This window comes from bacterium (genome assembly GCA_035527515.1).
In the GTDB taxonomy this organism is placed as follows: Bacteria; B130-G9; B130-G9; order B130-G9; family B130-G9; genus B130-G9.
This window is the reverse complement of the sequence record DATLAJ010000167.1, coordinates 1-25478: the sequence shown is the minus strand read 5'-3', so window position 1 is coordinate 25478 and position 25478 is coordinate 1. Positions and strand designations below refer to the sequence as shown.

Sequence of the window (25478 nt, the reverse complement as noted above, 5' to 3'; positions counted from 1 at the left end):
GTCGTGTCATTGCCGAATATATCTAAGCCTCTCGTGCATCATACTCCGCCGACTAGGCTGTCGGGAACCTCCTTTGAGCCGAAACTCTCAAGGTATAGCTCCACGGCTTCCTTGAGATTCGCCTGGGCCTCCTCAATCGTCTTCCCCTGGGTTGCCACGTCCAGTTCAATACAATGGCCGACGAACCATTTCTCCTCCTTCGTGATCACCGCTGTGAATCTCTTAGACATTGCCGCACCTCATTCAGTCCCGGCTGGCCTTCGCTCGGACTTGGCTTATCAGCTTGAGCGCTTTATCTAAATCTGCCTTGATCTCCTCGCGTTCGTACTCCGCAGGGGGGCCCGGCGGATAACGCCCATCAATGTAATACCGAGACGCTTTCTCGCAAAGCTCTAGAAAATCGCCGAAGCCGTCGTCGAAGGTCGCGATGTGATTGAGGAGCGCATCGAGCTCATGTGTCCTTGCGGCTTCCTGCCACGAAGAACGAGGTAACCTTTCAGGTACTTCTCGATCGCCTGCTGAATGTGATACACAATAGAATCTGTGTACCCATACTGCTCGTAGATTAACTGTGCCGTCTCTATGTCGTGCCGACCTCTTTCGAACCACTCCTCAGCCTGCCGCCTGAAGGCCTCATCCATAGAGCAACTCCCCCCTCTCAAGTATCTCTTCGACGAAGAAATCCCTCATAGAGAGCCTATCCTCAATCTCTTTCTCAGTGTAAACCAGAGGCGATACTGAGACCACCTGGATATGGTCCCGGACAAGCCTTTTCACCTCAAGCCATCTCTCAATGGGCCTCTTCTCAGTGTCCTTGATGATCAGAAGGTCAACGTCGCTATCCTCGTCCGGCTCGCCGTAAGCATAGGAGCCAAACAGAATCACCTTGCTGGGTTCATATCCCTCGACTATTCTTTGAACGATCTCAAGGATCGCCTGTCTCAGTCTTTCATCGGCTATCACACTGCTACCTCCAAGAGCCTCGTCGTGTCATTGCCGAATATGTCAACCACCTTGACCAGCATCTTGTATTGGCCGGGCTGTTCGTAAACATGCGAGGCGCTTGTCTGAAGCTTCGGCTGCTTGCGTGTCCTGAACGACCGCCAGCCGTTGTGAAGAAGGCTGAGTCATAGCCCCTTCATCCGTTGGCAGTTGGCAGTCAGCAGTTCCTTCATCCTTCCGCCTTCATCCTTGTAAGAACGTCCGTATCAGACCTCCACTGCCACAGATTCAATCCGCGAAATCGTCTTGGGACGCAGCCGACCAATTCGAACATAGACCACCTTCTCGCCACGCGACTCGATCGCGCGGCCTAGCTCTCTGTTAGAGGCACAAAGCTCTGTGTCGTAGTCTGGTAGGAGAACGATCTGGGCATCCTTCGGGATGGTCGATTCTATCTCGGGATGCTCAAAAAGGTAACGGCTGAACTCGGCGCTCAATTCGATGTTCTTCTGAACAACGTCTTCTTGTAGCTTGTTCATCACTCCTCCAAGAATCTTTTGCGGTAGGAAAACCAGTTTGTCTTGAGGTCGTTTTCCGCGAAGGTCAATGCGTCATTCAAGTCCTGATTAAAAAGAGGTGTTTTGATCGTGTTTCCCCGTCTGTCGAGCAGGTCTCGATGGGCGAATCCGTGCGCCGTATCATAGCGCACCACCGGCCTCCATTCTTCGTCCAAGAGGGTCTCCAGCTGCACCCGGAAGAAGACAATCCGTCCCCTAACTCTGATGTGAACATGTCTGTAGCGGTCCTTCGGGCCTAGTCGGATAACATACTCCGTCGTCTGCTCCGTGATTATCACTTGCCCTTCCAGACCAGCTCAGTCCTCTCAACGCCTTTCATCCTTCATCCTTCCGCCCTCATCCTTCTCCAGTATTAGCTCGGCATCATCATTAGGAGCGGGCGTCCTGAAGCCGGCTCACGGGCGCAGCCTCCTTCGACTAGTCGAGGCTTACCTCGGTGTATTGCATCTCGTCCGAGCCCATGTAGCGGATGCGCTCCGGTTTGAGGCGAAGCACGACGTAGTCGGGGTTGTCCGCATCGCCCACATGTTCCTTCATCACGGGCATGAGGTCGAGCAGCTCTTGCTTATCCGCCCTGTCGGTGCTGACCATGCACTTGCCCGATAGACGGACATGCTTCCCCTCTTTGTCAGCAAAGCAATACTCCACGTAAGCGACCTTCTTAATATCGACCGTCTTCGCATCCTTCATACCGGTTGCACACCAGAACTCCTTGCCAAACCAGCCGCAGCCGCCCATCGGCCTGACGCTTGCGCGCTCACCGTTCGTCGTTGCCAGAAAGCCCCAGCCGACTTGCTTCATAAACGCCTTCAGTTCCTCGAAATTCATGCCTCACCCTCCTCGTGACGTTTTGAGACTAATGTTAGGATTACGCTATTAATCCTTCCAAGAGTAATTCTCTAGTGCCGATGTTGGCAACAAGAATCGCCACTACCGGAGATTTTCGCATTTCTCCGTCTTGGTTAGACAGGTTATTGCAGGAACTCCAGCGCCTCGACCACTTGAGATCAGGCGACAGCTGGAGCATTCTCATCGGACACGACAGAAATATATGGCCATTTGCGGGGAAGTTCGACAGCGATGCGGAAGGATTACCTCATCTGTGTCTTACTGATTGCCTTTTGGGCGGTTGGCAATGTCGTCTGGCTGGCTTTGGACGACACGCCCCCAGTGTGGGACCCAGCGTTTCACATACTGGATGCTATCGAGGCGAGCCAGGCGATTTCACGGCTGGATGTTGGGCGGCTCCTGATGCTTCAGGGGGAAGGCACGTTTTACCCGCCGCTGTGGCACGTCGCGGCCGGCATCTTGATGCTTCTTTTCGGCAGAAGCGTTGACGTCGCAATCGCAGCTAACCTGCTGTTTGTGCCGGTGATCGTTTTTAGCATCTATTACGCGGCCAGGCAGCTCTTTGACCGGCGGGTCGGCCTCCTGGCTACATGCGTTGGAGTTCTTCTGCCTGGTCTTTGGGGATGGTCTCGGACGGCATACATTGACTTCGCTTTGACTGGCATGGTAGCGCTGTTTATGGCCCTCATCCTCGCGCCCGACGCACTACGTAAGAGGACGACTTGTGCCGCCTTGGGCCTCGTCTTTGGGCTCGGCATGTTGACCAAGTGGACATTTATCGTGTATGTGGCCGGGCCCGCTCTAGTTGTGCTCGTAACAGAGCTGCTCGGCAGGATTAAACAAGGGAAAGCCGAAAGCCGTTCTGGTTGTTCGACAAGAGGGTTCCTCGCGTGCGTACTCCTTCTCAGCTTGACAGCTGCCGTTGTTGCCTTGCCGTGGTATCTTCTGAATGCGAAGCACATACTGGCTCGCGCTGGCGGCACTGTTAGTGAATACCGCGAGATGGGTCCGTCGAGCGGGTTCTACACACTATTGGGAAGTTACTTATTGCGGCTCATCACCGACCAGCTTTTTGTGCCGTGCTTTCTTCTGGCCCTCGCCGGTGCCCTGATTAGCATCAGAAGGCCCAAGCCTCTGGCGTTCTTGCTGTCCTGGGCCCTAGCCCCGCTCCCGTTTCTCAGCGCCATCGGCCTTGCAGACCTGCGCTACACTTTGCCCATTGTGCCGGCATTCGCCATACTTGGCGGCATAGCTCTACAACGACTTATGAGGCGCCGCTGGCCTAGGGCCGTGGTCACATCTATTATCGTGCTACTAGCTGCACAGTGGGTCGTTGTCTCGTTTGGGGTTGGCGTCCATTCGAGCGTTGCCATCGAGGTCGGCGGCGTTCATCTGCCCATCTGGGGATGCATCGCTCAGGAGGTTCGCCCGGCGCTCGAGGCTTATTGGCCCTACAAAGAGATACTCGGCCATCTGACCCAAAGCGGCGTTGAAAGGCCCTCTGTCTTCGTGGTTCCTGTGTCGGCCGAGATCAATCCCTGGACGCTGATGCTGGAGGCGCGGCTCGCAGGGACCGGCAATGTCCGGGTCTGCTATCGCTCATTCGACCGGCCTGCACAAGATCATGTCGATGCTCTGCTGAACTCAGATTTCATCCTGTGTAAGGATGGCGGGCAGGGAGTATCGCCGTTTGCCTCAAAGGCTCTCGTGCTTGGTGGACTGCTGCTTAACGACATCCGCTCCAGTACGATTTGCGCCTCGCTTACGAAACGCTTCCCGCTTCCCGACGGGTCGTCCGTTTACGTGCTTGGGCCAAATCGCATCTCGCAAGAAGCGGCCAAGGCGCTTAAGGAGAGATTCGTCGCTGAGGTCGAACGGCTGGGGCGACCAAAGCGACCGGGGCGATTCGTCTCCCCGAATGAGACGAGCGTGTTCTCGAGATTTCCAGAACGGGTCCGATGGTCGCCTGCAGAAGAGTCGCTCTGGTATGTCGTTCGCATCTCAGGAGCGGTTCCGACGATAGAAGTAAGAGTCTGTGGAGAACAGCTAACCGTCGCAAAGATGCAGGCAGACCTAATGCCGCCGGGACAATACACGATTGAAGTCGCCGCCGCGAACCCCAAGGGCCGTTCAGAATGGCTGAAGGGGGAGTTCATCGTGGGGCACTTCTGAATCTCTTCTGTGGCTTCGCCCGCGTCATTTCTCGCGTCCGTTGGAGAAGTTACCCCCTGGGCCGGCTTGAGAACGGGCTAATGGCCATCGTCGCGTGGGTCTGGTGCGGACTTGGCCGGCTGGCCTGAACTCGCGTCGATCTGGGCAAGCTCAGCACGTGCGAGGCGCCCCAGTTCGCTCGCAAGCGGAAGAAGCTTCGGGAGCGGAGGCTCCCCGCCGCGTCGAACTCAAACTCCGTCACGTCGCTCTCAGGATTCGGCATCTTCGTCATCTGGTTCACGACGGAATACTGCCACGTCGTATTCCCGCCGCCGTCATTACTGCAAGCTGAATGTAGCCTCTGCCAGGTTGCTTGCCCAATCGAAGGTCACTGGCTCGAAGGCGGCCATGAGGATAGTGTATTCGCCAGCTTTTATGATGTCGGATGGTTCAGCGGGCGTAGGGATGGTGAATGCGAGGACTTCCGCGTCGAGGCCCGCGGCGAGAACTATGCCGGGAAGCCACGGACCGATGTCCATCGACCAGCCACCTCCCACCGCGTACCAGCCAACGTGCTCGGGTCCGAGATAGTCGTAACACACGAACAGATACACATCGACCTCGGACTCATCTCCCATGTTGTTGGCCCCCACATAGAGATAGATCGTATCTCCGAAGTCATAGGAACTGCTGTCTGTGAATACCCGCAGCACAAGTCCCCCCACACTACTGCCTGAACCAGCCAGATTCATCTCAACGCTCGGCTCATCAGGATCGTTCGATTCTACGGAGACGACGCCAGAGTAATCCGAGGCCGACTCTGGACCGAATATCACATCGAATTCGATCTGGTTGTCCGGCTCGATACTACATGGAAGCGAAATCTCTCCCAAGTCAAGGGAGAAGCCATCCCCATTAATCGATACATGATATAGCTCAAGAACTGCGTCTCCCGCATTATCCACCACTATACTGTCAACCGCCTCCCCACCAACCGCAACCTCGCCGAAATCAATGCTCTCCGGGCTCACCACGATGCGAGGCGCTGGGAATCGAACGTTGACACTGCAATCGGGATTATCCGGCAGCGATTCCCCGTTGCCGGCGGTATCTTCTGCAATCGTCGCGAACTCGTAGAGGCCCTCGCTCTGCACACTCGGCCGGAAGTTAAAGCTCGCGTTCGCCATCGGCGCCCAGAGGCCGGCGTTGGCCCAATCGCCGCCCTCGAATCTATACCACAGAGCGACCGAGCTCACCCCGCTCCCGGCATCCGTGGCCGTGTAGGACACCGCGACAGGGAAATCATGGGCCACTTCGTCGCAAGAGCAGCTTGAAGCGGGCGGAATCGTATCGACCAAAGTTGTGGCATCGGGAGCATCAGGCAGCGCCTCAACATTACCCGCGCGGTCACGTGCGAACGTGGCAAATGCATAGGTTCCATCGTCTTGGGTGGGTGGCGAGAATTCAAACGAGCCGGATATGGCAGCGCTCGTAGACGCGATTCCGCTGTCTGTCCATGTCCCGCCTTCGTAGCTGAACCACAGCTCGACCGAGGCAACCCCACTCGTCTCATCGGTCACGCTATACTCAACCTCAATCGGATACTGGTTGACCATACCTGGGGATGCACATGACGAAACTGGCGCGGTTGTGTCCACGACGACCGTGCAGTCTGGTCCTTCCGGGAGCGATTCCGTGTTCGAGGCAAGGTCCTGGGCGACCGTTGCGAACTCATAGACGCCATCAGCGGCCGCGACGAAGGAGAACACCCCTTCAGGCTCCGCCTCGCTCAACCCTGAATCCACCCAGCCCCGCCCCGAATCTGGGCCTCGATACCACAGCGAAACGGAGACCACTCCGCTGGTTGTGTCCGAGGCCGAGTATGATACCTGAACAGTCGAACCAGTCGAATATGCCTCGCACGAGGCGCTCGATGTCGGTGCTGATGTATCATAGACCGTTGTGGCCTGCGCCTCATCCGGCAACGTGCTTCTGTGGCCCTCGATGTCCTCCGCGACGACTGCGAACGCGTATTCGCCGTCCCCATCCGGCGGCTCAAAAGATAACTCCCCAATCGCCTCATACCCGCGCAGGCTGCTGTCCGCCCAAGACCCGCCCTCATACCTGTACCACAGCTCGACGTGATCCAATCCACACAGGGCACTCACCTCGTATTCGACGGCAATCGCCGTGTTGGCGTATTCCGGCGAAGTGCAGTGTAGGATAGTAAAATCCGGTGCGAAAACGTGAAGCTGAGGTTGGTCAACAAAACAGGCTACAAGGAACTTGCCCGGCCCGATGATCGTTGGTAGGCCGCTCCTAGGGAGGGCCTCTCGCACCCATCTCAGCTCTCCCTCGCTGTTAATGCAGTGAATTTCGGTATGCGCAATGCCTTCGGCGTAGATCAGCGAAGCGCCATCCGATGTGGTCACCAGGTGGCGGGCAAGCTCGCAATCCGAAACCGTGTATGTCCATTGCAGCTCCCCATCCGGTGACATGCAGAATAAATGAGAGTAATCGGAGTAACCTGCCTCATGCTTGTCCCATTCCTGATACACAGCCATTATCCTGCCAAACGAATCCCATGCCAGCGATTTGCACCACGAGCCCCATCCCTCGAACGCCGGAGAGAACGTCCATTTCTCTTCACCTGCGGAGTCCACACAACAAATGACGTCAACATCATATTCCCAATATCCGCCCTGCGCGGATCTCTCATGCTCAAATATGGTTCTTTCACCTGGCCCGATGCTCAGACCAGTGATATGGTCACTGGGACCTGTTTGTATTTCATGGCGCCAGCGAACGTTCCCGTCGGCATCCAGGGAGGTCAGGAATGACGATCCAATTAAAGCGTATATGTTGCCGCTCTCCGCGACGGCCAGCCCTTGAACAGACCCAGAACCGTAAGTCCAGGCGACTTCTCCTTCCGGGCTGATAGACCAGACTGCGGTTGTCCACCCATCACCAATGTCCCTGTTTAGTATGGAGCAAGCCCCCAGGAAGCCCGCTCGCGCATCGAGGCTATAATCCTGGCAAATCCCCCCATCTCCGGGAAACGTGTATGACCAGTTCATTTGGCCCCCGGAATTAACGGAGTAAAGGACGATGGGATTATCCACGGAGGCGCCTACCGCGTAGATTGTATGGTCACTTGTCACAGCCCTTAATCCTGTGGTCTTGCCATCATCCGGGGCCCAGGTCCATTTCACATCACCCTCAATGTCAATCCGGGCTATGCCATCCGAAGATTGAACGTAGATCTCATTCTCACTATAGACAAGGGGGGTATAGACGTTCTCCTGTATCTCACAGTGCCCGGGTGAATCCGCCGGCGCAGGGAATAGCCCGCAATAGCTGTTTCGGGCGTCCTGCCCCGGCATACCCCAGACGGGTCCCCCGTCTCCGCTCAGCGCTAGTCTCGCATTGGCAGAACCACGCTCTGCGACTGCAAACGATGCCGATTCCATCAGGAACAAAGAAAGAATCAATACAACAACTAAATACATCACATCTTTCATTCTATTCATTTTCACCCTCCTTGAGTATGGTCGATAGCCCCAGACCAGCCTTACTAACCTTGTACTGCATCGGCATCACCTTTCGCCGGGAGGCCAGGTGTCCTGGCAGTCCCGCGAATCGTCGCAATTCCATGTCCCCTACCGCCGTCAGCGCCATATTCCGTGCCTCGCCGATCGTTATCAACGTAGCACTTCGGGCCGCGTGCGTGAAGAGCTCCCGCTGGGCCTTTTATTTGGCAGCAGTTCAAGCTCGAGACCAAGGCAGGCGAGAGAGAGGATGAATCAGCCTTAGAACTACCCTCCGTCCTTCGCGGATAAGAGGATTACGTTATGAAGGATAAACCATGTCTATGGAAGGCCCTGGTGTCTGGCCGAAGCGTTTGTTTTTTGGAACGTGCTATTCCTTATCCAGTATAAGCTCGGCATCATCCCTCGAGGCGAGGCAATCACGCGGCACGGGTGCTCACGGCGAGGATACTGCTGCTGGGTGGTCTGGTTACAGGAGGGATAAAGCTGCCGCTGTGATTGCCCGGCTAATGGCCATCGTCGCGTGGGTCTGGTGCGGACTTGGCCGGCTGGCCTGAACTCGCGTCGATCTGAGCGAGCTCCTTCTCGAGCTCTTCTATGCGGGACGCGTCGAAGAACTCGTATTGACTGCGCGCTGAGTCGCCCTCATGCCTGGCCCTCTCTCTCGCCTTTTGGACGCCATCGAAAGGCAGGACAATGGTGAACTCGGTCCCGACTCCTTGCTCGCTCTCCGCGGTTATCTCGCCACCATGTTTCTTGATTATGCCGTAGCTGATCGAAAGGCCTAAACCTGTGCCCTGCCCAGCCGGCTTGGTCGTGAAGAACGGGTTGAATACATCCTTCAGCGCTCCCTTCGGGATGCCGCCGCCGGTGTCCTTTATCTTTATGACAATGTTGTTGCGCTCGGTGTATGTCTTTATCCAAATGGCACCCTCGCCCTCGATCGCCTGAGCCGCGTTGACCAGGATGTTCATAAAGACCTGATTGAGCTGGCCGGGGTAGCATTCCAGCTGCGGCAGGTCTCCGAACTCCTCGTGCACCGTGATCCTGTTCTTGAGCTCATGGTGGATAAGCTTCTCAGTGGTTTTGATCCCGTCGTTGATATTGGCGTGCTTGACCTCGGCCTCATCAACCCTGGAGAAAGTCTTGAGGTTGCGCACGATGTCCTTGATGCGCACCGCACCCTCCTTCATCGACCTGATGCTCCAGGGAAGTCCTTCCTCCAAAAGATAATCAACATCCTCCTCCGCATTGATCAGCCCATCGGCGAGCTCCTTGACCTTGCCGCCATTACCGTCCTTAATCGCCTTCAGCAGGTCCTCGTGCCGCTCCAAATAGTTTACAAGCTCCTCAACATTGCTCTCGAGCGCCTCGGCTCCGGCATAGACAGAGGTAGCGGGGTTGTTGATCTCGTGCGCGATGCCAGCAACCAGCTGCCCCAGCGAGGACAGCTTCTCCGCCTGAATCAGCTGCTGCTGCATACTCTTCAGCCGTTCCAGGCTGTGCTTCAGCTCCAAGGTGCGCTCGTTTACACGCTGCTCGAGAAACTGGTTCGCATCCTTCAGCTCCTCCAGTAAGTCCGCGTTGCGACGCCTTAGCTCCGTTTTCTCCAGCGAGGATCTCACCACGCCAACCAGGTGGTCCTCGTCGTAAGGCTTCTTGATGTAGTCAAAGATGCCCGACTTGAAAGCGCTCCGCATATCCTCAAACTCGGCGAAACCGGATATTACTATCGAGCCGATCAATGGATACTTGGCGTGAATCCTCTCCAAGAGCTGCGCACCCGACATACCGGGCATCCGCTGGTCTGTGAGGACGAGATCGATATCTCCGTGATTCTCCTCAAGGATATCGAGCGCCTCCTCCGCACATCCAGCCCGGAAAAACTCAATCTCGCCATCCTCGTCTCTATCCTCCAGAACGTCGATTATTGTCTCGAGGACGTGGGGCTCGTCATCGACAACGAGCAGCTTGTAACGACCAGCTCCACTACCGCTCACCATCAACATCTCCTCGACACAACGGAAGGTCGATCACGAACTCCGTTCCCTCGCATCTCTTGCTGGTAAACTCCACTTTCCCCCCTCGCCTGTCAATGATCTCCTTTACTATGCTCAGACCGACGCCAGTCCCTGTGAAATGCGACTTCGTTGTGAAAAACGGGTCGAATATCCTTTTCTTGACCTCATCAGTCATTCCCGCCCCGTTGTCGCGACATCGTATCCTTGCGAACCCATTCTGCTTGGCTATCTCAATCCGGATTGAACGCTCCCCGCCTGCCGGATACAGCCCGAGGTCTCGCTTCTCATTTATCGCATCAGCTGCGTTGTGCACCAGATTCTTCATTATGTATGAAATCTCATCCGGGGAGCACGCAACCCAAAGACCGCCCGGAGCACCATTAACAAAACTGATCTGAATGTTCTTCTCGCTCCTTAGATGGTCGGAGAAAAAATCAACGATCTGCTCTACCTCGCTGGAAACGTCAACCGGCGCCGGAACAACATCGCCACTTTCCCTTGCCTGCCTCAGCTGCTCGGACGCACTTCTGATAAGCTCAAGCTCCCTTAAACAAGGGTCAAAAGAACTACCGAGCTTCACCAGATCATGGTCTATCCCCCGACCCCTACCAGCCATCTTGCGGCATCGAGCGATCTCCTCCCTCAACTCCGAGGTAGGAAGCGCAGGGTCAATCCCCCGAAACTCCGCCAAGACATCGCGAACCCGGTCAAAATGCTTCCTGGCTAGCCTAATTGCCGGGAGCAGCACACTCAGCGCATTGCCTATCTCATGGTAAACCTCGGCGACTATACCGACCGGGACCACAAACTGCTGGCATTTCTCGAGGGCCTCAGCCCAGGGGTCTTCTTCAGTCCCAATACCCCCAGTGGGCCTCTGTACATTCTCACTCAAAACACGCTCCATACGTACATTCACCATCCGCTGGCGAGCTCTGCTCGTCCTAAATCTCAACAACAACACATGAAAAATGTGCCCTGCTCTTCCGGCAATTGCCAAAAGCCGGGCACTCACCCGGTGCAAGTCCGCTCAGTAAGCCTCTACGCACTAGCTCGTAAAAAGACGTCCTTCTCCCGGTCAAGGTTCTCGGAGAGACCTGCAAGGTCTGCAGCAACGAGCGATCCCGTCAGTGTGGTGGGCTGCCCATATAGAAACTGATCGAACTGATATACAGATTTGTTGACCTTTCTTACGTCAAGCGAACCGAATATGTAAACCGGCTCGATTGTAAGCCGAAGCCGTTCGCCCCGGAAGGCTCCTTTTGACAGCGATTCGATCTTCTGACCTATCTGGAGAGCGCTTTGCATCGCTGAAAAAAGCCTGTCGAAAGTTACGCGACTGTTCGGCCATCTCACCGCGTAAGTCAGATTGCTCGTCACACGTAGCGATCTGTGCCACATCTTCCGCTTCTCGAACCAGAACTTGAACGTCCCCTGAACATCCAAAACCTCCTGCTCAAACTTGTCCCCCAAAATCTTCCCCATCTCCTCAAGGTCCTCAGGAGTATTGGCGATCTTGGCGATCTCTCGCATGAAGAGGTTCCTGGGAGTCCGCGGGAACAACACAAACGACGCCTCAATAATGTATTCCTTCTCAGCGAGCTTGAACGCCTCAACGAACTCCTCACGCCGCTTGCGGATTCTCATCTGCTTCTCGTCGTAACTGAGGTCCTCAACCTTAATGCCAGCGTCCTTGAAGTCCCGATGAAACTGCGTCTGCATCTCCGTCTCGAAGTGCGTCATCATCTTACCGAGTACCAATTGCTGCTGCTCTATCGACTTGTTGATCAGCTGACGCAGCTTCTCTCGCTCCCACGGCTTGTCGATGTAGGCCGTTACCTCACCCTTGTTGATCGCGTCCTTCGCCACCTCCGCATCGGTGTAACCAGTCAGCAGCATCCTAATAGCATGAGGGTGCTTCACTTTAACCTTCACCAAAAAATCAACACCCTTCATCCCAGGCATCTTCTGGTCAGAAATGACTACGTCCGGCTCGAAATCGTCCAGGATCTTTAATCCCTCCTCCGCACTGCTCGCTATAGCTATCTCGTAGTCCTTTCTGAACTGATTCTTAAACATCCTAAGGATAGTCTCCTCGTCATCGACGATGAGAACCTTAGACTTCTGGGGGCGCTCCAATTGCTCTGTCATCATATCCCTCCGGTGGATAACTCCCTTTTTATTGACAATCGCCCACGTGTCTCGCTGTTATTCATACCAACGCAAAACATCTCCAACCATAAACATCTGGAGTATGATCATCTATATTAAATATAACAACATAGTTGACTCTTCGTCAACCCGCCTCGGACTTTCCGCGGCAGGCACAGAACATCACGCCCGGCGGGCACAGATGTGCGCCAAAAACCGAACACCACATCCGGCCAATTGAATCGAACGTGACGCCGGAAACCCAGTCGCCCAGAAGCCCATCCTCCGTTGTATAGGCCTTGAATCTGCCGTCCTTGTAACGGATGACGCCCTGGCCTGTCTTCCTGCTCATTGGATTACCTGAGCCGAGCCATAGCGCGCCATCAGGGCCCATGGTGATGCTCTGGATCGAGGGGTAGGGAAGGCCATCTGCTGTGGTGTATTTCTTGTAACGCCCTGTCCCAAGATTCGCCTCGATGAACCCAGTAGTAGTTGCGGCATAGACCATCCCGTCATCTCGTAGCAGAAGGTCCCTGATCTCATTCGAGTTCGAATAAGTCTCCCACGCGCCTCGTCTGAGCACGTTGAACCTAACGGTGTCGATGGGATCGAAATCGAGAGTCCCAGCAGCCGCCAGCCCCGCGTGGACTCTGTATCTGTGGAGCCCCTCAATCGGTTGAGAACTGCTGGGAAGACCAATCTTCAGGAAATCGACCGGGCCGACGCGCGCCCCTCCCGACAAGACGACCCCAGATATCGCTGGCGCCAGCTCAACGGGCCATCCGGGGTAAAAGAGAAACTCGCCAGAAGGAACCTCGAGCGCGAGGTAGAGGTCCACCTCAGCCTCCACCAGCGTCATGTTGATCGCCGACAACGAGACCGTGAGCACGTCGCCAGCGAAATAGCCCGTGGCGTCCGTATTGACGTCAAGTGACGTCCCGAAACCGAACGCCAACTGACACGCAGCGACAACCAATGCTGCGAACGTTGATAATAAGAGTACTCTTCGCATCTTCCTGCCTCCCTTGTCCCCGGGTTCGGCGTGGTGGCCTACACCCGGCCAAAACCAACTGTTGCCGATGGGCCGCCCGTGGGTCGTATTAGGCTCACAGAAGATGCGGGCCTAATTGCGAAAAACGATAACAGACATACCGTCAGCACCTCAAGCGCTCTTGTGCGAGGAGTTTTCGTAATCGTGCCCGGGCCTGCTGAACTGACGGCGTTCTTCCGGCATCCCCGCAAGGGGATGAACGTGAGTAGCCGTAGGTGAAACCTACGGGTCAGGGTCAGAGAAGGAAACATCATCAGCCCTGAAAGGGCTGAACATAGCCCTCTGGACGGGCTGTTCGACCCCTTCGGGCTCGCGAGCATACCGACGTGAACGGATTCCGTAGGTTCTACCTACGGCTACTATTGTGGCCCCCCTTCGGGGAACCGAAACGTCAGCATCACGTCAATCCTAATTCCACTGCCACTCTGCGCTCGTGCTACTCTGCGCTTCGCAGAGTAGCAAAGGCTACGAAGCACGAGTTCCTTCTTGGCCAGAACCAAGAACCACAGCCAACAACACAACACTCCTTAATCAAAAAATACGAAAACTCCTGGTCTGCAACGAAGAGTTTTGGCGTTGATCTGCCTTGGGCGCTTTCGATTGGGCAGAATGGCGCGGTCGGGTGCGATGGCGGCCAAGTTGACCTCTGGCGTCTTGCGGTAGAGCGAGTGAGGCCCGTTTCGGCCGCTGCGCGAGGGGTGTAATGTGAATGGGGAGCGGGGCGCTTTTATGTTGCCTCGCCATGCAGCTTGACATTTTGGCCAACTTCGAGTTATTCTTCATAGGAGAGGAGCGTTGTTGATGCGGGTGCTTTGAGGCACGATTGTTCAGGAAAGCGTTTGCCACGATTTGGAGGTTAGCTTAATGGGCAGCGAGTACAGGCCGGTAGCGAGGCCGGGTTTGGAGAAGTCCGAGATGGGCGATGAAACGTTGTTGTATAATTGCGAGAATGATAAGGTCTCGATGCTGAACAAGACGGCTGCAGCCGTCTGGGAGCTCTGCGACGGCAAACACACAATCGAGGAGATTGCGGCGGAGATAACAGAGAGCCTCGGTCCGCCGGAGGGGCGGGACGTCAAGAGCGATGTCGAGGCAGCGATCGAGAGGTTCAGAGAGGATGGGATACTTCACGAGTAGCTTGGCGAGCGGATTGGAGCCTGAAGCTTGACAGAGCAGATTTCGGTTTCGGTTGAAAGGCCCAAGATTCCCGATGGTTTTTTCGAGGTTTCTAGGGATGGGCAGTTTTTGTTGCTGCACCCGAGACTGCCGAGGTTCGCTATGCTCAACGAGACAGCCCGGTTCATCGCATCGCTATGCGACGGGAGACGGACCAGCTCAGATATAGCGAAGGTGGTTTCGAGTCACTACGGGGTTGAACTAGACCGCGTCGAGGCAGACGTTAGTGGCGCACTTAGGCAGCTTAGGGCGGGCGGGATGTTCAGCGACCGCGACGTGGCACAGAAGAGGTCTTATGGCAGGGTCAACAAGCGAGTGCATCTCACCATTACAGGACTCTGCAACCTGAGGTGTAAACATTGTGGGGCCATTAGTTCGCTGCACAAGAGCGACGGCCTTTCGACGTCGGACGTCAAGGGCATCGTGGACCAGTTGGCCGAGAGGCCGGACTCGTCAATTGCTATCACTGGTGGCGAGCCGCTCCTGCGCGGGGACATAGTTGAGATAGTTAAGTATTCTGCCGCGCGGGTGAAGACGATTGTCTCGACAAATGCCACGCTCGTAACCGAGGAGCTTGCCGGCGGTTTGGGCCCGCTTCCAGTCACATTTCAGGTGAGTTTGGACGGGGCTAGTGCGAGGGTGCATGATGCCGTTCGAGGCGCCGGCGCGTTTGAGAAGGCGCTTGCTGGGATCAGGCTTTTGCAGGCACACGGGGCGGGCGCCAATGTGGAGGTCTGCCGCACGCTCGTGGGGCAGCCGGACGAGGACCTTGACGCGCTTTTGGAGTTGGGCGAGAGGCTTGAAATCGGCGGGATAAGGTTTCTGTTTCTTGCGCGGCTTGGGCGAGCGGAGGATAACTTCGAGGCGCTCAACCCGACGCTAGATAGCTATCGCCATTTCTACCGGAGGTTCTTCGATATTCTGACCGATTCAAGCAGCAAGTTACCCATTGGCGGCGGGATGCCGGGCCTTTATATCGATGTGCCGGACGACGAGATGTGGTGCCACGTGGGCGAGATGTTTGAGGTCGGTCCCGAGGGCAAGATATACCCCTGTTCGATGCTCAATCAGCCTGAATTCGAGTTGGGAAATATCTGGAACATGACATTGCAGCAGGCAGCGGAGAGTGATAAGTTCATGAATCTGCATAAAGTTCTGGCAAGCAGGATGGAAACGGTTGAGGCGTGTAGAAAATGCTCGTTCAAGAACTATTGCCAGGGCGGATGCCCTGGAATGGCGCTGGTCGATAACGGGACGCTATTGGCGGAGGATGCGCAGTGCGAGCTGCGAAAGGAGCTTTTTGAGGAGCTCTTCTTCGAGATATTCCCGAAGCTCAAAGGCAAACAGTGCTTAAGTAGCTCAGAGGAGATTCAGATATAGTAATGTCGAGCGGGGTCCGACATGTTTGACATTCGTTCAGCAGGACAGAAGCGCTAGGAGAGGTAGTTTGGTTCGATTCGCTACTCCAAGCCCCGAGCAGGTGATCAGTAGGCACGGTAAGCTCTGCAAGTATGTCCAGTACTATCGGGTGTTCGAGCTGGACTTCTGCATTCGGTCTGACTCACCGCGGATTCTCTCCTACTTCAAGAAGATGTACTCTCATTTTATTGTGCCTCCTCCTGATAAGCCCGTTGTGACGAACTACGTTATCGAGACGCCCGTAGTGAGGGGCAATCCAGTCGTGGTTGCTGACGACAAGGTCTATGTTGTCTCCAATCCGGACATATTCCCCGGCTTTTCATACATGACTATCTTTAACTCGTTCATCGCGAAGCTACAGAACCATTTCCTGATTCATTCGGGCGCGGTTGGGTTCAAGGGCAACGGCATAATAATCCCCGGGGCTGCGCGATGCGGTAAGACGACCGTTACGTTGTCGCTGATTGGTCGGGGATTCTCTCTGTTTTCGGATGAGGTCGCGGCAATACATTGGCTTGACCACAAGGTCTATCCTTTCCCGAGGGGTCTTGGGATGCGCGAGGGAGTGGAGCACACTTTCAAAGGCATTGACCTTGAGGGGCTCGAGACCATCCCGATGATCGGCGGCGGCTTCAAACGCGTGTTAGACATAGGTGAGTTGAAGGGGGCGCTTGCCACAGAGCCCAGCCCGGCGAAGTTCATTTTCTTCCTTGTCCCCTCGGCTGACGAGGATTTCTCCCAGGCCTCCTCCGCGGCGATCTTATATCTCATAACCAGCGAGGTCTCGGACAAGATGCTTAGCGAGATGAGGGCGGTTGACGGGGTTGAGTCCACGGAGGTCACCGGCGATACCTCCGATGCGAAGTTTCCGATAATACGCTTCCGCGTCCAGAGCGGGTATCCTGTCCTCGCCAAACTGGAGGAGGTCTGCTACAAGCACAATGTCCTGATATTTGACACCGTTAAGGGCGAACATGCTCAGCCTGACTTCTCAGGTCCTCCTCGACTGACGCCCATGCCCTATTCAAGGGCGATGTTTGAGCTGCTGACGAGGTCGCGCACGGGCGCGCGCTCGGCGCTATTGACCAATCAGTTCAAAGGAAGCGTCACAAAGATGTACCTCGCCCTGGCGGATATCGTCCGCAAAACCAAATGCTACGAACTGGTTGTCGGCAAGCTGGACGACATGATCGATATGATCGAGGAAACCGTATCCGCTGGCTAACCGACTGTAATCTGACTTGCACCTCGAAAGGGGCTTAGATATGCAGAACACTTTCGTTTCGAGAACATGTCTTTGCTTTTTGCTAGCTGCCTCGCTCATTGTGGCGCTGGGGGGGGTCGCTTTTTGCTCTGAGGCTCCAGAGGTCATCGTTCGAGAAAGCGGCGACAACTACTTCCTGATCGATTTTGAGTCGCCCAGCCCGACGTTCAGCTGGCAAGAGATCCAGGGCAGTATGTTTGATACCGTGAAGGTCGCGGGCTGCGAGAGCATCGCCGAACCAGGAAAGCCCGACGTGCCGTTTATGGGGTTCTTGCTCGCGGTTCCCGCCGAATGCAAGCCTTTTGCGCGCTGCGAATCAGTTCAGGAGGAGCAGTTCTTCGGTCTTCGCGTAGTCCCGTGTTTTCAGTACGTCGAGGTTGAGACCGGCGATACGACAGTTATTGAGCCTCGGTTCGAGCTGGACGAAAAGCAGCATGCAACCGACGCGTATTATCCAGACTCGTTCGTCAGGACTGAGTTCTTCGGGGTGTTCCGGGGCCAGCCGGTCATCCGCGTCATGGTCTTCCCCGTCAGGTTCAATCCCGTCTCGAGCGAGCTTCGGGTGTTGAGGCGGGCAACGCTAAAGGTCTTCTTTGACGTGCTGCCGTGCGACTCAGACGCCAAGATGGCGGGCGTCTTGCACTCCGGGGCAGGCTCGTCTCAAACGATGGTCAACGCCGTTAAGAGCTGCGTTGCGAACCCTCGGGACGTCCGGCCTCTGCTGGTTCAAAACGAGCCTGCGTTGGGGCCGACCGCGACGGAGCTTTTGGATGCCTCGGACAAATATAAGATCGCAGTGAGCGAGGACGGAGTTTACAAACTAACTGGCGCCGACCTATCCAGGGCTGGCATTGACCTTTCTACGATCAACGCGGCCAATTTAAGCCTCAAAAAACTCGGCCAGGAGGTCCCGGTAATTCTTGAGGACGGCGGAGATGGGAGCTTCGATGACGCTGACTACATCCTCTTCTGGGGCGAGGCGCCTGATAGTGAGTTCACCAATGATAACATCTACTGGCTTTCCTTTGACGATAGCGGCGCGGCGCGGATGCAGGAATCTGATGCCCATCCGACCGGCACGGCGCAGGTTGCCACGTCCTTCGTCGAGACGCTGCACATCGAGCAGGATAACGTTTATTGGCAGAACATTCCTAACGGAGAGGGCGAGGACCACTATTTCCATAGCAAAGTAACCGCGCCGGACACGGAGGTCTTTCTGTTAGATACTTACAATCTCTCTTCCGAACCTTTCGACGCAACGTTCGTTGCCGAATTCCGGGGCAAGACTGACGTTACAGGTGTTGACCCTGACCATCACACTCAGGTAATCCTGAACGACCAGATTATCGATGACAAGACCTGGAACGGACAGATCAAGTTCGTCCAAAGCGTTAGTGGGGCGCAGTCGATGCTAGCAAAGGGGCGCAATGAGCTCAAGATCAACTACCCAGGCGACCTAACACTCCTTGACCAGGTCTATCTCAACTACGTTCAAGTAACCTTCCTCGCAACGTTCGTGGCGACAGAGGGCATCCTCGCATTCAGCCCCCAAGAGACGGGCCGGACGGAGTTTCGAGTTAGCGGTTTCTCGTCGAACGATGTTCTGGTCTTCGACGTAACAGACCCGTTGGCTGTCTGCTATCTGGCCAACGCCTCTGTCGAGGCTGACGGAGGCGTCTACCTCGTCAGGTTTGAGGATGACGCCAGCCCGAGCAGAAGATACGTAGTTCTTGACACCTCCGTGCTCAAGACGGGCTTATCGCCAACTCTCGACGCCCCGTCATTGCTGAAATCGCCGAATAATCGAGCGGACTACATCATCATTTCACATGCCAATTTTCTCGAGGCGGCGCAGGGGATAGCCCAACACCACGCCGCGAAGGGCGAGGTGGTGCTGATCGCTGACGTGGAGGATGTTTATGACGAGTTCAACTTTGGCGTCAAGAGCCCGGATGCGATCAAGGATTTTCTTGAGTATGCCTATGAAAGTTTCTCTCCACCTCCTCCGACGGACGTGCTGCTAGTCGGCGACGCGAACATGGACTATAAGAACAGGATCGGACACGAGGTGGATTTCGTGCCGACGCACGTCCATACCGACCCTGATCCCAGACGGATCGGCGAGACGCCGGGCGACAACTGGTTTGTCTGCGTGGATGGCTCGGACATCTTGCCGGACATGAACATCGGACGGATATGCGCCAATCGAGCGAGCGACGTTGATGACGCTTTGGCCAAGATACAGGCCTACGATAACGGTCAGGCCAGCGGCGATTGGCTCCATCGGGTGTTGTTTGTCGCTGACAACGAGAGTGTTTCTGTCTCGCTTAACAACGAGCTGGGCACGGGCTTTCTTCCTGACGATTATTCCGCAACCCAGATCAACTACAACGACTATGATTCGTCGGAGAGTGCCAACCAGGAGATTATGTCGAGTATCAATGAGGGCTGCCTGCTGATCAACTATGCAGGTCACGGGAACGTCAACAGGTGGGCTAAGGGAATGTTTGATTCGGGCGATATTGGTCAGCTTGAGAACGGAGACAAGATGCCTTTTGTGATCATGCTGACTTGCCTGAACGGGTTCTTCCCAATGTGGGACAGCACGGCCTGCCTCGGCGACGTGTTCGCGAGAACCGGGGGCAAGGGCGCGATTGCTTCCTGGGCGCCGACGAGCGTTGATACTGCGTCGAGCCATCTGATTCTGGCCAGAGCGTTTTTTGAGTCCGTATTCTACGATCTCGAGTGCTATATAGGGGCTGCCACGACAGTCGCCAAGGTGCGAGGCTACGCTCAGGCGGGCTATGTCAGTTACTTCGACGAGATAGTCGAGACCTTCGTGCTGTTTGGTGATCCGGGGCTTGCGCTGGCAGTTCCGACGGCGCCTTCTGGCCCAAGGCTGACAGTCTGGACTGACAAGGACACATACTACGCTGGCCAGACGCTCAACGTGGACGTCATGCTCGAGAACACTGGAGGCGAATCTATGCAGGTGGACGCTTACCTGGCTCTCGATTTTGGCGGCGCCCTTCTCTACTACCCCTCATTCGGCCTCGATCCGTCGCCTATCCGAGTCGCCCTGCCGCCGTATCTGAAGCTGAGGCTTCGCGCAGCATCGCTGCCGGTGCCCTCTCCGGCGCCTGCCGGAACTTATGCTTTCTTTGCCGCACTGACACAGCCGGGCGACATGTCGAGATTCATAGGTGGGATAAGCCAGGCGCAGTTTGAGATCCGCTAGTATGGACAGCCTAGAAAATCCATCCTACACCGGGGAACAGGCTGGAAGAGGCTGTCCAATAAGTCGGGTCCGAGGTTGTGTAGGGGCGTGGCTTGTCTCCGCCCATCTATATATTCGGGCAGACACAAGGCCTGCCCCTACATGTGGCTATAGAACGACATCAATGTCGTGTAGGGGCGGTTCACGAACCGCCCTTAAGGTGCCTGATCGGATTAGACCAGGGCGATTCGTGAATCGCCCCTACACAGGCCACACCGACTTATTGGACAGCCTCAGAAAGCGTCTCCTACACACTTGTGTCTCTTTCGACATCGCTTGAGATTGAATGTGACAAAGATTGACGGTCGCGTTGCGGACGAGATACTTGGCCTTTGGAAATCAAAGGGCAAAGAGAGTGTCCTCAAGACGACCGGCCTGAGCATGGTGCCAACAATCGAGCCGGACGATGAAATAGTCCTTCGACACACCGAGCTCGACGAGATTAAGCGGGGAGACCTGGTCACCTTCAAGGTCGGGCCTGAGGTCGTAACCCACAGAGTCATCAAACGGATCGAGAAGGACGGGAGAGTTTCGCTCCTTCAGAAGGGCGACAGCGGGCCCAGATGCTTCCCCCTGCCCGCCGAGTGCGTTGTTGGCAAGGTCGTTGAGATAAGGCTGAAGTCAGGCAACCATGTCATTCCAATGACTAGCTTGCTTGCCAGGTCTTTTGCACATCTCGTAGCGCTGCTTGAGCTCTGGTTTGCTGGGCCGATTCGGTTTCTTTCCGATATCCTACGCAAGAGAAGCCGGACAGATAAGCCCGGAGGCTTAGTCTCGTTCTGCTACCGCAATTCCTTGCGACTCAGGAGCAGGACGATACGCCCCCTTCTGAAAGCGATGAGGCTCTTGTGCAGGAAGCGCCTCGAGCGCAAACGCTAGGCGATTCACTCCTCGCCTTCCTAGCTTGGTTCCCGCGATTTGCACTCATTCCAGAGCGCGTCCATTTGCTCCAAAGTGGCATCAGCAGGGCTCTTGCCGTCCCTCTTGAGCGAGGCCTCAACAAACCTGAACCGCCGCTCGAAACGCTGAACTGCCTCGCGCAACACATCGTCCGGGTTCACCTTCAGGTATCTGCCGAGGTTCACCGCGATAAGCAGCAGGTCCCCGTATTCCGCACAGACCCGCAACTGATCATCGGCCGCCATCGCACGCTCAAGCTCCGATACCTCCTCCCTGATCTTCGCGAGCGCGCCACTAACATCCGGCCACTCAAATCCCACTCGACCAACCTTGTCCTGAACGACAAGCGCCCGCATGAAGCCCGGCAACGAGCTCGGGATGTCAGCAAGGACAGACTGTGCGCCTCGCTCGCCCTTCTTGATCTCCTCCCAGTTCTGTAGGACCTCCTTGGAGTCTTTCACATCCTCGCCCCCAAAGACGTGAGGATGCCGCCTTATCAGCTTCTCTACCGCCGCCGAGAGCACGTCCTCGATGCCAAAATCGCCCATCTCGCTCGATATCTGCGAGTGGAACAGAACCTGTATCAAAAGATCGCCGAGCTCCTGTGTGAGCATCTTTGGGTCAGACCTGTCAATCGCGTCGAGCGCCTCGTAGGCCTCTTCCACGAGGTTCATTTTGACCGAGTTGCGGGTCTGCTCTCGGTCCCATGGGCAGCCATTCTCGCCCCGCAAGCTCGCGATGGTCTCGACAAGCTCGACAAAGAGGTCTTTTCTCCTTGCCATACGAGCGACATCTGCGTCTTTATTCAAGGCGATGTTCTCCCCAAGAAACCAAAAGGGCTGCCCCGCGTAGGACAGCCTTTCTGGAGGCTATCCCATAAGTCGGGTCCGAGGTTGTGTAGGGGCGGGGCTTGTCTCCGCCCATCTATATATTCGGTCAGACACAAGGCCTGCCCCTACATGTGGCATACCCCGCTGCGTCATCCCCGTAGAAACCGACTTATGGGACAGCCTCTTCTAGCCGGTCCTTTAGAACGTCAGCAAGAGCATGGCCGCAAGCACGTTGTTAGCTTGCTTGCCATAGGGGCTAGTAACAGGATCATAGGCACAGCTGTCATCTAGATTCGCAACGTAATTCACCTGAAACCTGGCGTAATGCTTGTCTATGGCCACGTTCACGCCACAAGTTACCGCCCGCTGCAGATCGCCTGCGACCTCCCGGCTACTGTCAAGATACTCATACCGCACGACCGGCTCTACTTCCTGAAAGTAGTCGTAGCCCGTGTTGATCTTGTAGCCCACGTGCACGTAGAAGCCATAATTATCCCATGCCTTGTTGTCAGGAGCGAGATTGGCCTTGTTCTGGAGATAGTCCCTGTGCATCCCTATCCACTCGCCCGCCAGGTCCAGCCCATGGTAGTCAACCACAAACCCGGCGCTGTACTGCTGGTAGTTGGCGTGGCCACACAACGGGTCAGTATCCGGGACGCTCTTGGCGCCATAGGTGCCATACGTGTAGTTCCCGATAAAACTAATGCCCTTTATCGGCTGAATAGCGGTCCTCACGACCCAGTCCTTTTGGTCGTTGTCGTCGCTCGTATTGATTCCAGTGCCGTTGAACACACCGCCCTCGAGAAGAAACATCGTGAAATCGTCCCTCTCGAAGTGCAGCGTTGCCCTTGCCCCAATATCTATGAAGCACACCTTGTTCGCCAGAAAATAGGCTGTCGGCAGCGAATAGCCAATGAAGGGCAAGGTTCTGCTAGAATGCTTCGCCTCCCAAGAGACCGGCTTCCATTGCTGGCCGAATCGCAGGTCAAGATGCGGGAGTTTGAACGTGACGCTTGCGAGCAATAACTGAGGGTTCCCAAGCAGGTCAGCCTCCAAAAAGAAATAGACCTTATCATAAACGTGGCCATCAACATCGAGCCGGGCACGCCGCAGATCAAACGTATCTGCCCCCAGGTCCTCCTCATAACTGGCGTAATAGGTCTGAAGCGAGCCAAAAAGGCGCAAGTCGCCGTGGGCATGTTTCACTGTTAAAATGTCGCCGAACGCAGCGTTCGCGACAAGTGCCAGCGTTACTACAACAAGCCATGTCGTCCCAGCTCTCATCATTGTTGCCCTCTGTTCAGATTCATGTAGGCGCAGCACACACACGAAACCTTGCCACACTCAACCCCCTAAACCCCCTAGCACACACTCGGCCAGGTCTCGCGGTCCATACAATGCGAAAGGGGCAGAAAGCACAAACGCCCCTGCCCCTTGAATGCTAGCGAATTATGTCGCTCAGCAGCGGTCTGATGCCTGTCCTCTAAAACGCCGCCTGAAGCTGCGCCAAGAACACGTTGTCCGCTAACTCGCGGCCAGGACCGCTGTCGTTCAGGTTGATGATGTAATTGAGCTGTAGCTTTGCGTAGTGTTTGTCGATCGCCACATTAAGCCCGCAAGTAATAAGCCTCGCAAGGTCGTTAATCACGTGATTGTTGCTGTTCGGGTCGAGATACTCATACCTAGCGATCGGCTCAACCTCGCTGAAGTAGTCGTAGCCTGTGTCGATCTTGAACCCCAGATGGGTATAGAAGCCATACATGTCCCAAGACCGTTCGTGCGGGTCAACCATACCCACGCCCGCGGGCAAATATCTCGTGTTCATACCGATCCACTCGCCAACGAAGTCCAGGCCCTGATAGTCTATCGCCAACCCGGCGCTGTATTCTTGGTAAGGCTCATGGCCCGAACTCACGCCCAGTATGGAAAGCCCCTTGGCGCCATACGTCCCATACGTATAGTTACCGAAAACCTCCACGCCCTTAACGGGCTGTAGGCAGGCCCTCAGAACCCAGTCCTTCTGGTCGTTGTTGTCGCTTGTATTGGCGCCTGCCCCGTTGAACACGCCTCCCTCAAGAGTGATGAACGTGTAATCATCCTTCTCCAAGTGGAACGTCACCTTGGCGCCTATGTCTCGATTGGACACATTGTTGGACCTCATATACTGAGTCGGCACTGCGTAAAGGATGAATGGCAGTTTGCGGCTTGATGTCAGAGACTCGTAGGTGGCTGGTTTGTACATCTGCCCAAACGACAGATCAACGTGCGGGATATGCTTAAACGTGATGTAAGCGTCTTTCAGACCGTTCCCGCTCGTGTTCACGTCAAACTCAAGGTTGAAAAACACCTTGTCATAGACGTTACCTTCCACTCCGAGCCTAACACGGTTCATGTCAAACCCGTCAACTAGAGCATCATCCTCATACATCCCATAATAGGTCTGGATGAGACCCTTCAGCGTCAGCTCACCGTGCGCGTGCTTGACCGTGAGAATATCACCAAACACACAGCTTGCGGCAAGCGCGATCGCCATAACTAACAGCCAAATTGCTGCTCTCTTGGTCATCGTCCTCCTGTCTCCTGTTCCTTGGTTCACAACTCCAAAATAAATAAACAACCTTCAGCCATCAGACAAACTGCAGCAACCGCGCTGATTAGACCATAACACCTCGTGTTTCTGGTTTACCAATCAACTAGTGTCATTCGCCCCGATCACTGCTTGCCAATTCTCTAGCCCCACCAATCACCTCCTTACATCCTGCATTCTGAAAGTGATTGTCCCTCAATAATCAGCCTAACGAAGCCCTTCCGCACAAGCTCCCCAAATACAGTAACTAAATCTCAACGCAAGCCTAACCCACTCCTAATCCACATGTCAAGCGTTTTTTGACCTGCCGATCTTTCACCATTCCCCAGCGCATTTGTTCCTCCGTCTTGGGCGCCTTCGGAAACCGCAATCTCAGCTACATTATTGATCTCTGACAGCATCGCCATCGCAGAGGAGGTTGATCCGGAGTGCCTCGAGATTGTGAGAGTATCGTGAAGGAGCGGCGCTCGCCAGCCGTCGAGCACATCGCATCAGCGCCTGGCTAGAAGCCGTGGTCCTGTGGAACGGCCGGGACAACGTAGCCCGTGCCGGTCATCCCATTGTATATTGCGCAATACGCCTGAATGAATCCGCCATTATCCGTGCGAAACAGGATATATCCATAGCCCGCTGTAACCGGAATGAAGATTGGAACGCTGCCAGACGTCGAGAACATGAGCATCTCACCAGCCCGAATGCTGAACATATCGGCCATCGTGCTGCTACTGCAGCTGTAA

22 protein-coding genes are annotated in these 25478 nt (G+C 55.4%); 6 read left to right on the top strand and 16 right to left on the bottom strand.

The window, feature by feature from the left end; all coding sequences use genetic code 11:
* Positions 1–38: 38 nt before the first annotated feature.
* The 6 genes from VM163_13680 to VM163_13655 all read right to left on the bottom strand — a co-directional run bounded on the left by VM163_13680 (position 39) and on the right by VM163_13655 (position 2348).
* Complete coding sequence (locus tag VM163_13680) at positions 39–230, bottom strand: type II toxin-antitoxin system HicB family antitoxin (protein HUT04932.1); 192 nt, start codon at positions 228–230, stop codon at positions 39–41.
* 162 nt (positions 231–392) lie between these two features.
* The gene (locus VM163_13675; GenBank protein ID HUT04931.1) at positions 393–641 is read right to left on the bottom strand and encodes a HEPN domain-containing protein; all 249 of its coding nucleotides are present in this window, start codon (positions 639–641) and stop codon (positions 393–395) included.
* A complete protein-coding gene (locus VM163_13670) occupies positions 634–963 on the bottom strand; it encodes a nucleotidyltransferase domain-containing protein (GenBank protein ID HUT04930.1) in 330 nt (109 codons plus the stop codon). Before VM163_13670 ends, VM163_13675 begins: the two co-directional genes overlap by 8 nt.
* A 245-nt stretch (positions 964–1208) precedes the next feature.
* Positions 1209–1481: a DUF5647 family protein gene (locus VM163_13665; GenBank protein HUT04929.1), complete on the bottom strand. Its 273-nt coding sequence runs from the start codon at positions 1479–1481 to the stop codon at positions 1209–1211.
* Entirely contained in the window at positions 1481–1798 is a 318-nt protein-coding gene (locus VM163_13660) for a hypothetical protein (GenBank protein HUT04928.1), read from the bottom strand. The genes VM163_13665 and VM163_13660 overlap by 1 nt, the downstream gene beginning before the upstream one ends.
* Positions 1799–1937: 139 nt before the next feature.
* Positions 1938–2348 (bottom strand): pyridoxamine 5'-phosphate oxidase family protein, encoded by a 411-nt coding sequence (locus VM163_13655; GenBank protein HUT04927.1) that lies wholly within the window; start codon positions 2346–2348, stop codon positions 1938–1940.
* A gap of 252 nt (positions 2349–2600) precedes the next feature.
* Here VM163_13655 and VM163_13650 point away from each other — a divergent pair, with 252 nt between their 5' ends.
* On the top strand, positions 2601–4541 hold the full coding sequence (locus tag VM163_13650) for a DUF6541 family protein (GenBank protein ID HUT04926.1): 1941 nt from the start codon (positions 2601–2603) through the stop codon (positions 4539–4541).
* Positions 4542–4590: 49 nt separating this feature from the next.
* Here VM163_13650 and VM163_13645 read toward each other — a convergent pair whose 3' ends face one another.
* From VM163_13645 to VM163_13620, 6 genes are all read right to left on the bottom strand, one after another.
* Entirely contained in the window at positions 4591–4812 is a 222-nt protein-coding gene (locus tag VM163_13645) for a hypothetical protein (GenBank protein ID HUT04925.1), read from the bottom strand.
* A 46-nt stretch (positions 4813–4858) separates the two neighbouring features.
* A complete protein-coding gene (locus VM163_13640) occupies positions 4859–8050 on the bottom strand; it encodes a choice-of-anchor D domain-containing protein (protein HUT04924.1) in 3192 nt (1063 codons plus the stop codon).
* 524 nt (positions 8051–8574) lie between these two features.
* Positions 8575–10071, bottom strand: a complete 1497-nt coding sequence (locus VM163_13635) for an ATP-binding protein (protein HUT04923.1) — start codon at positions 10069–10071, stop codon at positions 8575–8577.
* Positions 10058–10981, bottom strand: coding sequence for a HAMP domain-containing sensor histidine kinase (locus VM163_13630; GenBank protein HUT04922.1), 924 nt, complete (start codon positions 10979–10981; stop codon positions 10058–10060). The genes VM163_13635 and VM163_13630 overlap by 14 nt, the downstream gene beginning before the upstream one ends.
* Before the next feature lie 146 nt (positions 10982–11127).
* Positions 11128–12240, bottom strand: a complete 1113-nt coding sequence (locus VM163_13625; protein ID HUT04921.1) for a response regulator — start codon at positions 12238–12240, stop codon at positions 11128–11130.
* A 142-nt stretch (positions 12241–12382) separates the two neighbouring features.
* A complete protein-coding gene (locus tag VM163_13620) occupies positions 12383–13249 on the bottom strand; it encodes a hypothetical protein (GenBank protein HUT04920.1) in 867 nt (288 codons plus the stop codon).
* Between the two features lie 903 nt (positions 13250–14152).
* Between VM163_13620 and VM163_13615 the strand changes: the two genes are divergently transcribed.
* The 5 genes from VM163_13615 to VM163_13595 all read left to right on the top strand — a co-directional run bounded on the left by VM163_13615 (position 14153) and on the right by VM163_13595 (position 21303).
* Positions 14153–14425 (top strand): PqqD family protein, encoded by a 273-nt coding sequence (locus tag VM163_13615; GenBank protein HUT04919.1) that lies wholly within the window; start codon positions 14153–14155, stop codon positions 14423–14425.
* 27 nt (positions 14426–14452) lie between these two features.
* Complete coding sequence (locus tag VM163_13610; GenBank protein ID HUT04918.1) at positions 14453–15844, top strand: PqqD family peptide modification chaperone; 1392 nt, start codon at positions 14453–14455, stop codon at positions 15842–15844.
* Positions 15845–15911: 67 nt separating this feature from the next.
* Positions 15912–17108 (top strand): hypothetical protein, encoded by a 1197-nt coding sequence (locus VM163_13605; GenBank protein HUT04917.1) that lies wholly within the window; start codon positions 15912–15914, stop codon positions 17106–17108.
* Positions 17109–17148: 40 nt separating this feature from the next.
* Positions 17149–20385 carry a C25 family cysteine peptidase gene (locus tag VM163_13600; protein ID HUT04916.1) on the top strand — a complete coding sequence of 1079 codons (3237 nt, stop codon included), beginning with the start codon at positions 17149–17151 and terminating at the stop codon, positions 20383–20385.
* A gap of 327 nt (positions 20386–20712) precedes the next feature.
* Positions 20713–21303 (top strand): S24 family peptidase, encoded by a 591-nt coding sequence (locus VM163_13595; GenBank protein ID HUT04915.1) that lies wholly within the window; start codon positions 20713–20715, stop codon positions 21301–21303.
* Between the two features lie 20 nt (positions 21304–21323).
* Here the strand turns inward: VM163_13595 and mazG are convergent, their stop codons facing one another.
* From mazG to VM163_13575, 4 genes are all read right to left on the bottom strand, one after another.
* Positions 21324–22133, bottom strand: a complete 810-nt coding sequence (gene mazG, locus VM163_13590) for a nucleoside triphosphate pyrophosphohydrolase (protein HUT04914.1) — start codon at positions 22131–22133, stop codon at positions 21324–21326.
* A 219-nt stretch (positions 22134–22352) separates the two neighbouring features.
* Positions 22353–23441: a porin gene (locus tag VM163_13585; protein HUT04913.1), complete on the bottom strand. Its 1089-nt coding sequence runs from the start codon at positions 23439–23441 to the stop codon at positions 22353–22355.
* Positions 23442–23637: 196 nt separating this feature from the next.
* On the bottom strand, positions 23638–24720 hold the full coding sequence (locus VM163_13580) for a porin (GenBank protein HUT04912.1): 1083 nt from the start codon (positions 24718–24720) through the stop codon (positions 23638–23640).
* A 523-nt stretch (positions 24721–25243) separates the two neighbouring features.
* Positions 25244–25478 (bottom strand): hypothetical protein (locus tag VM163_13575; GenBank protein ID HUT04911.1); only part of this gene is annotated, 235 nt, incomplete at its 5' end.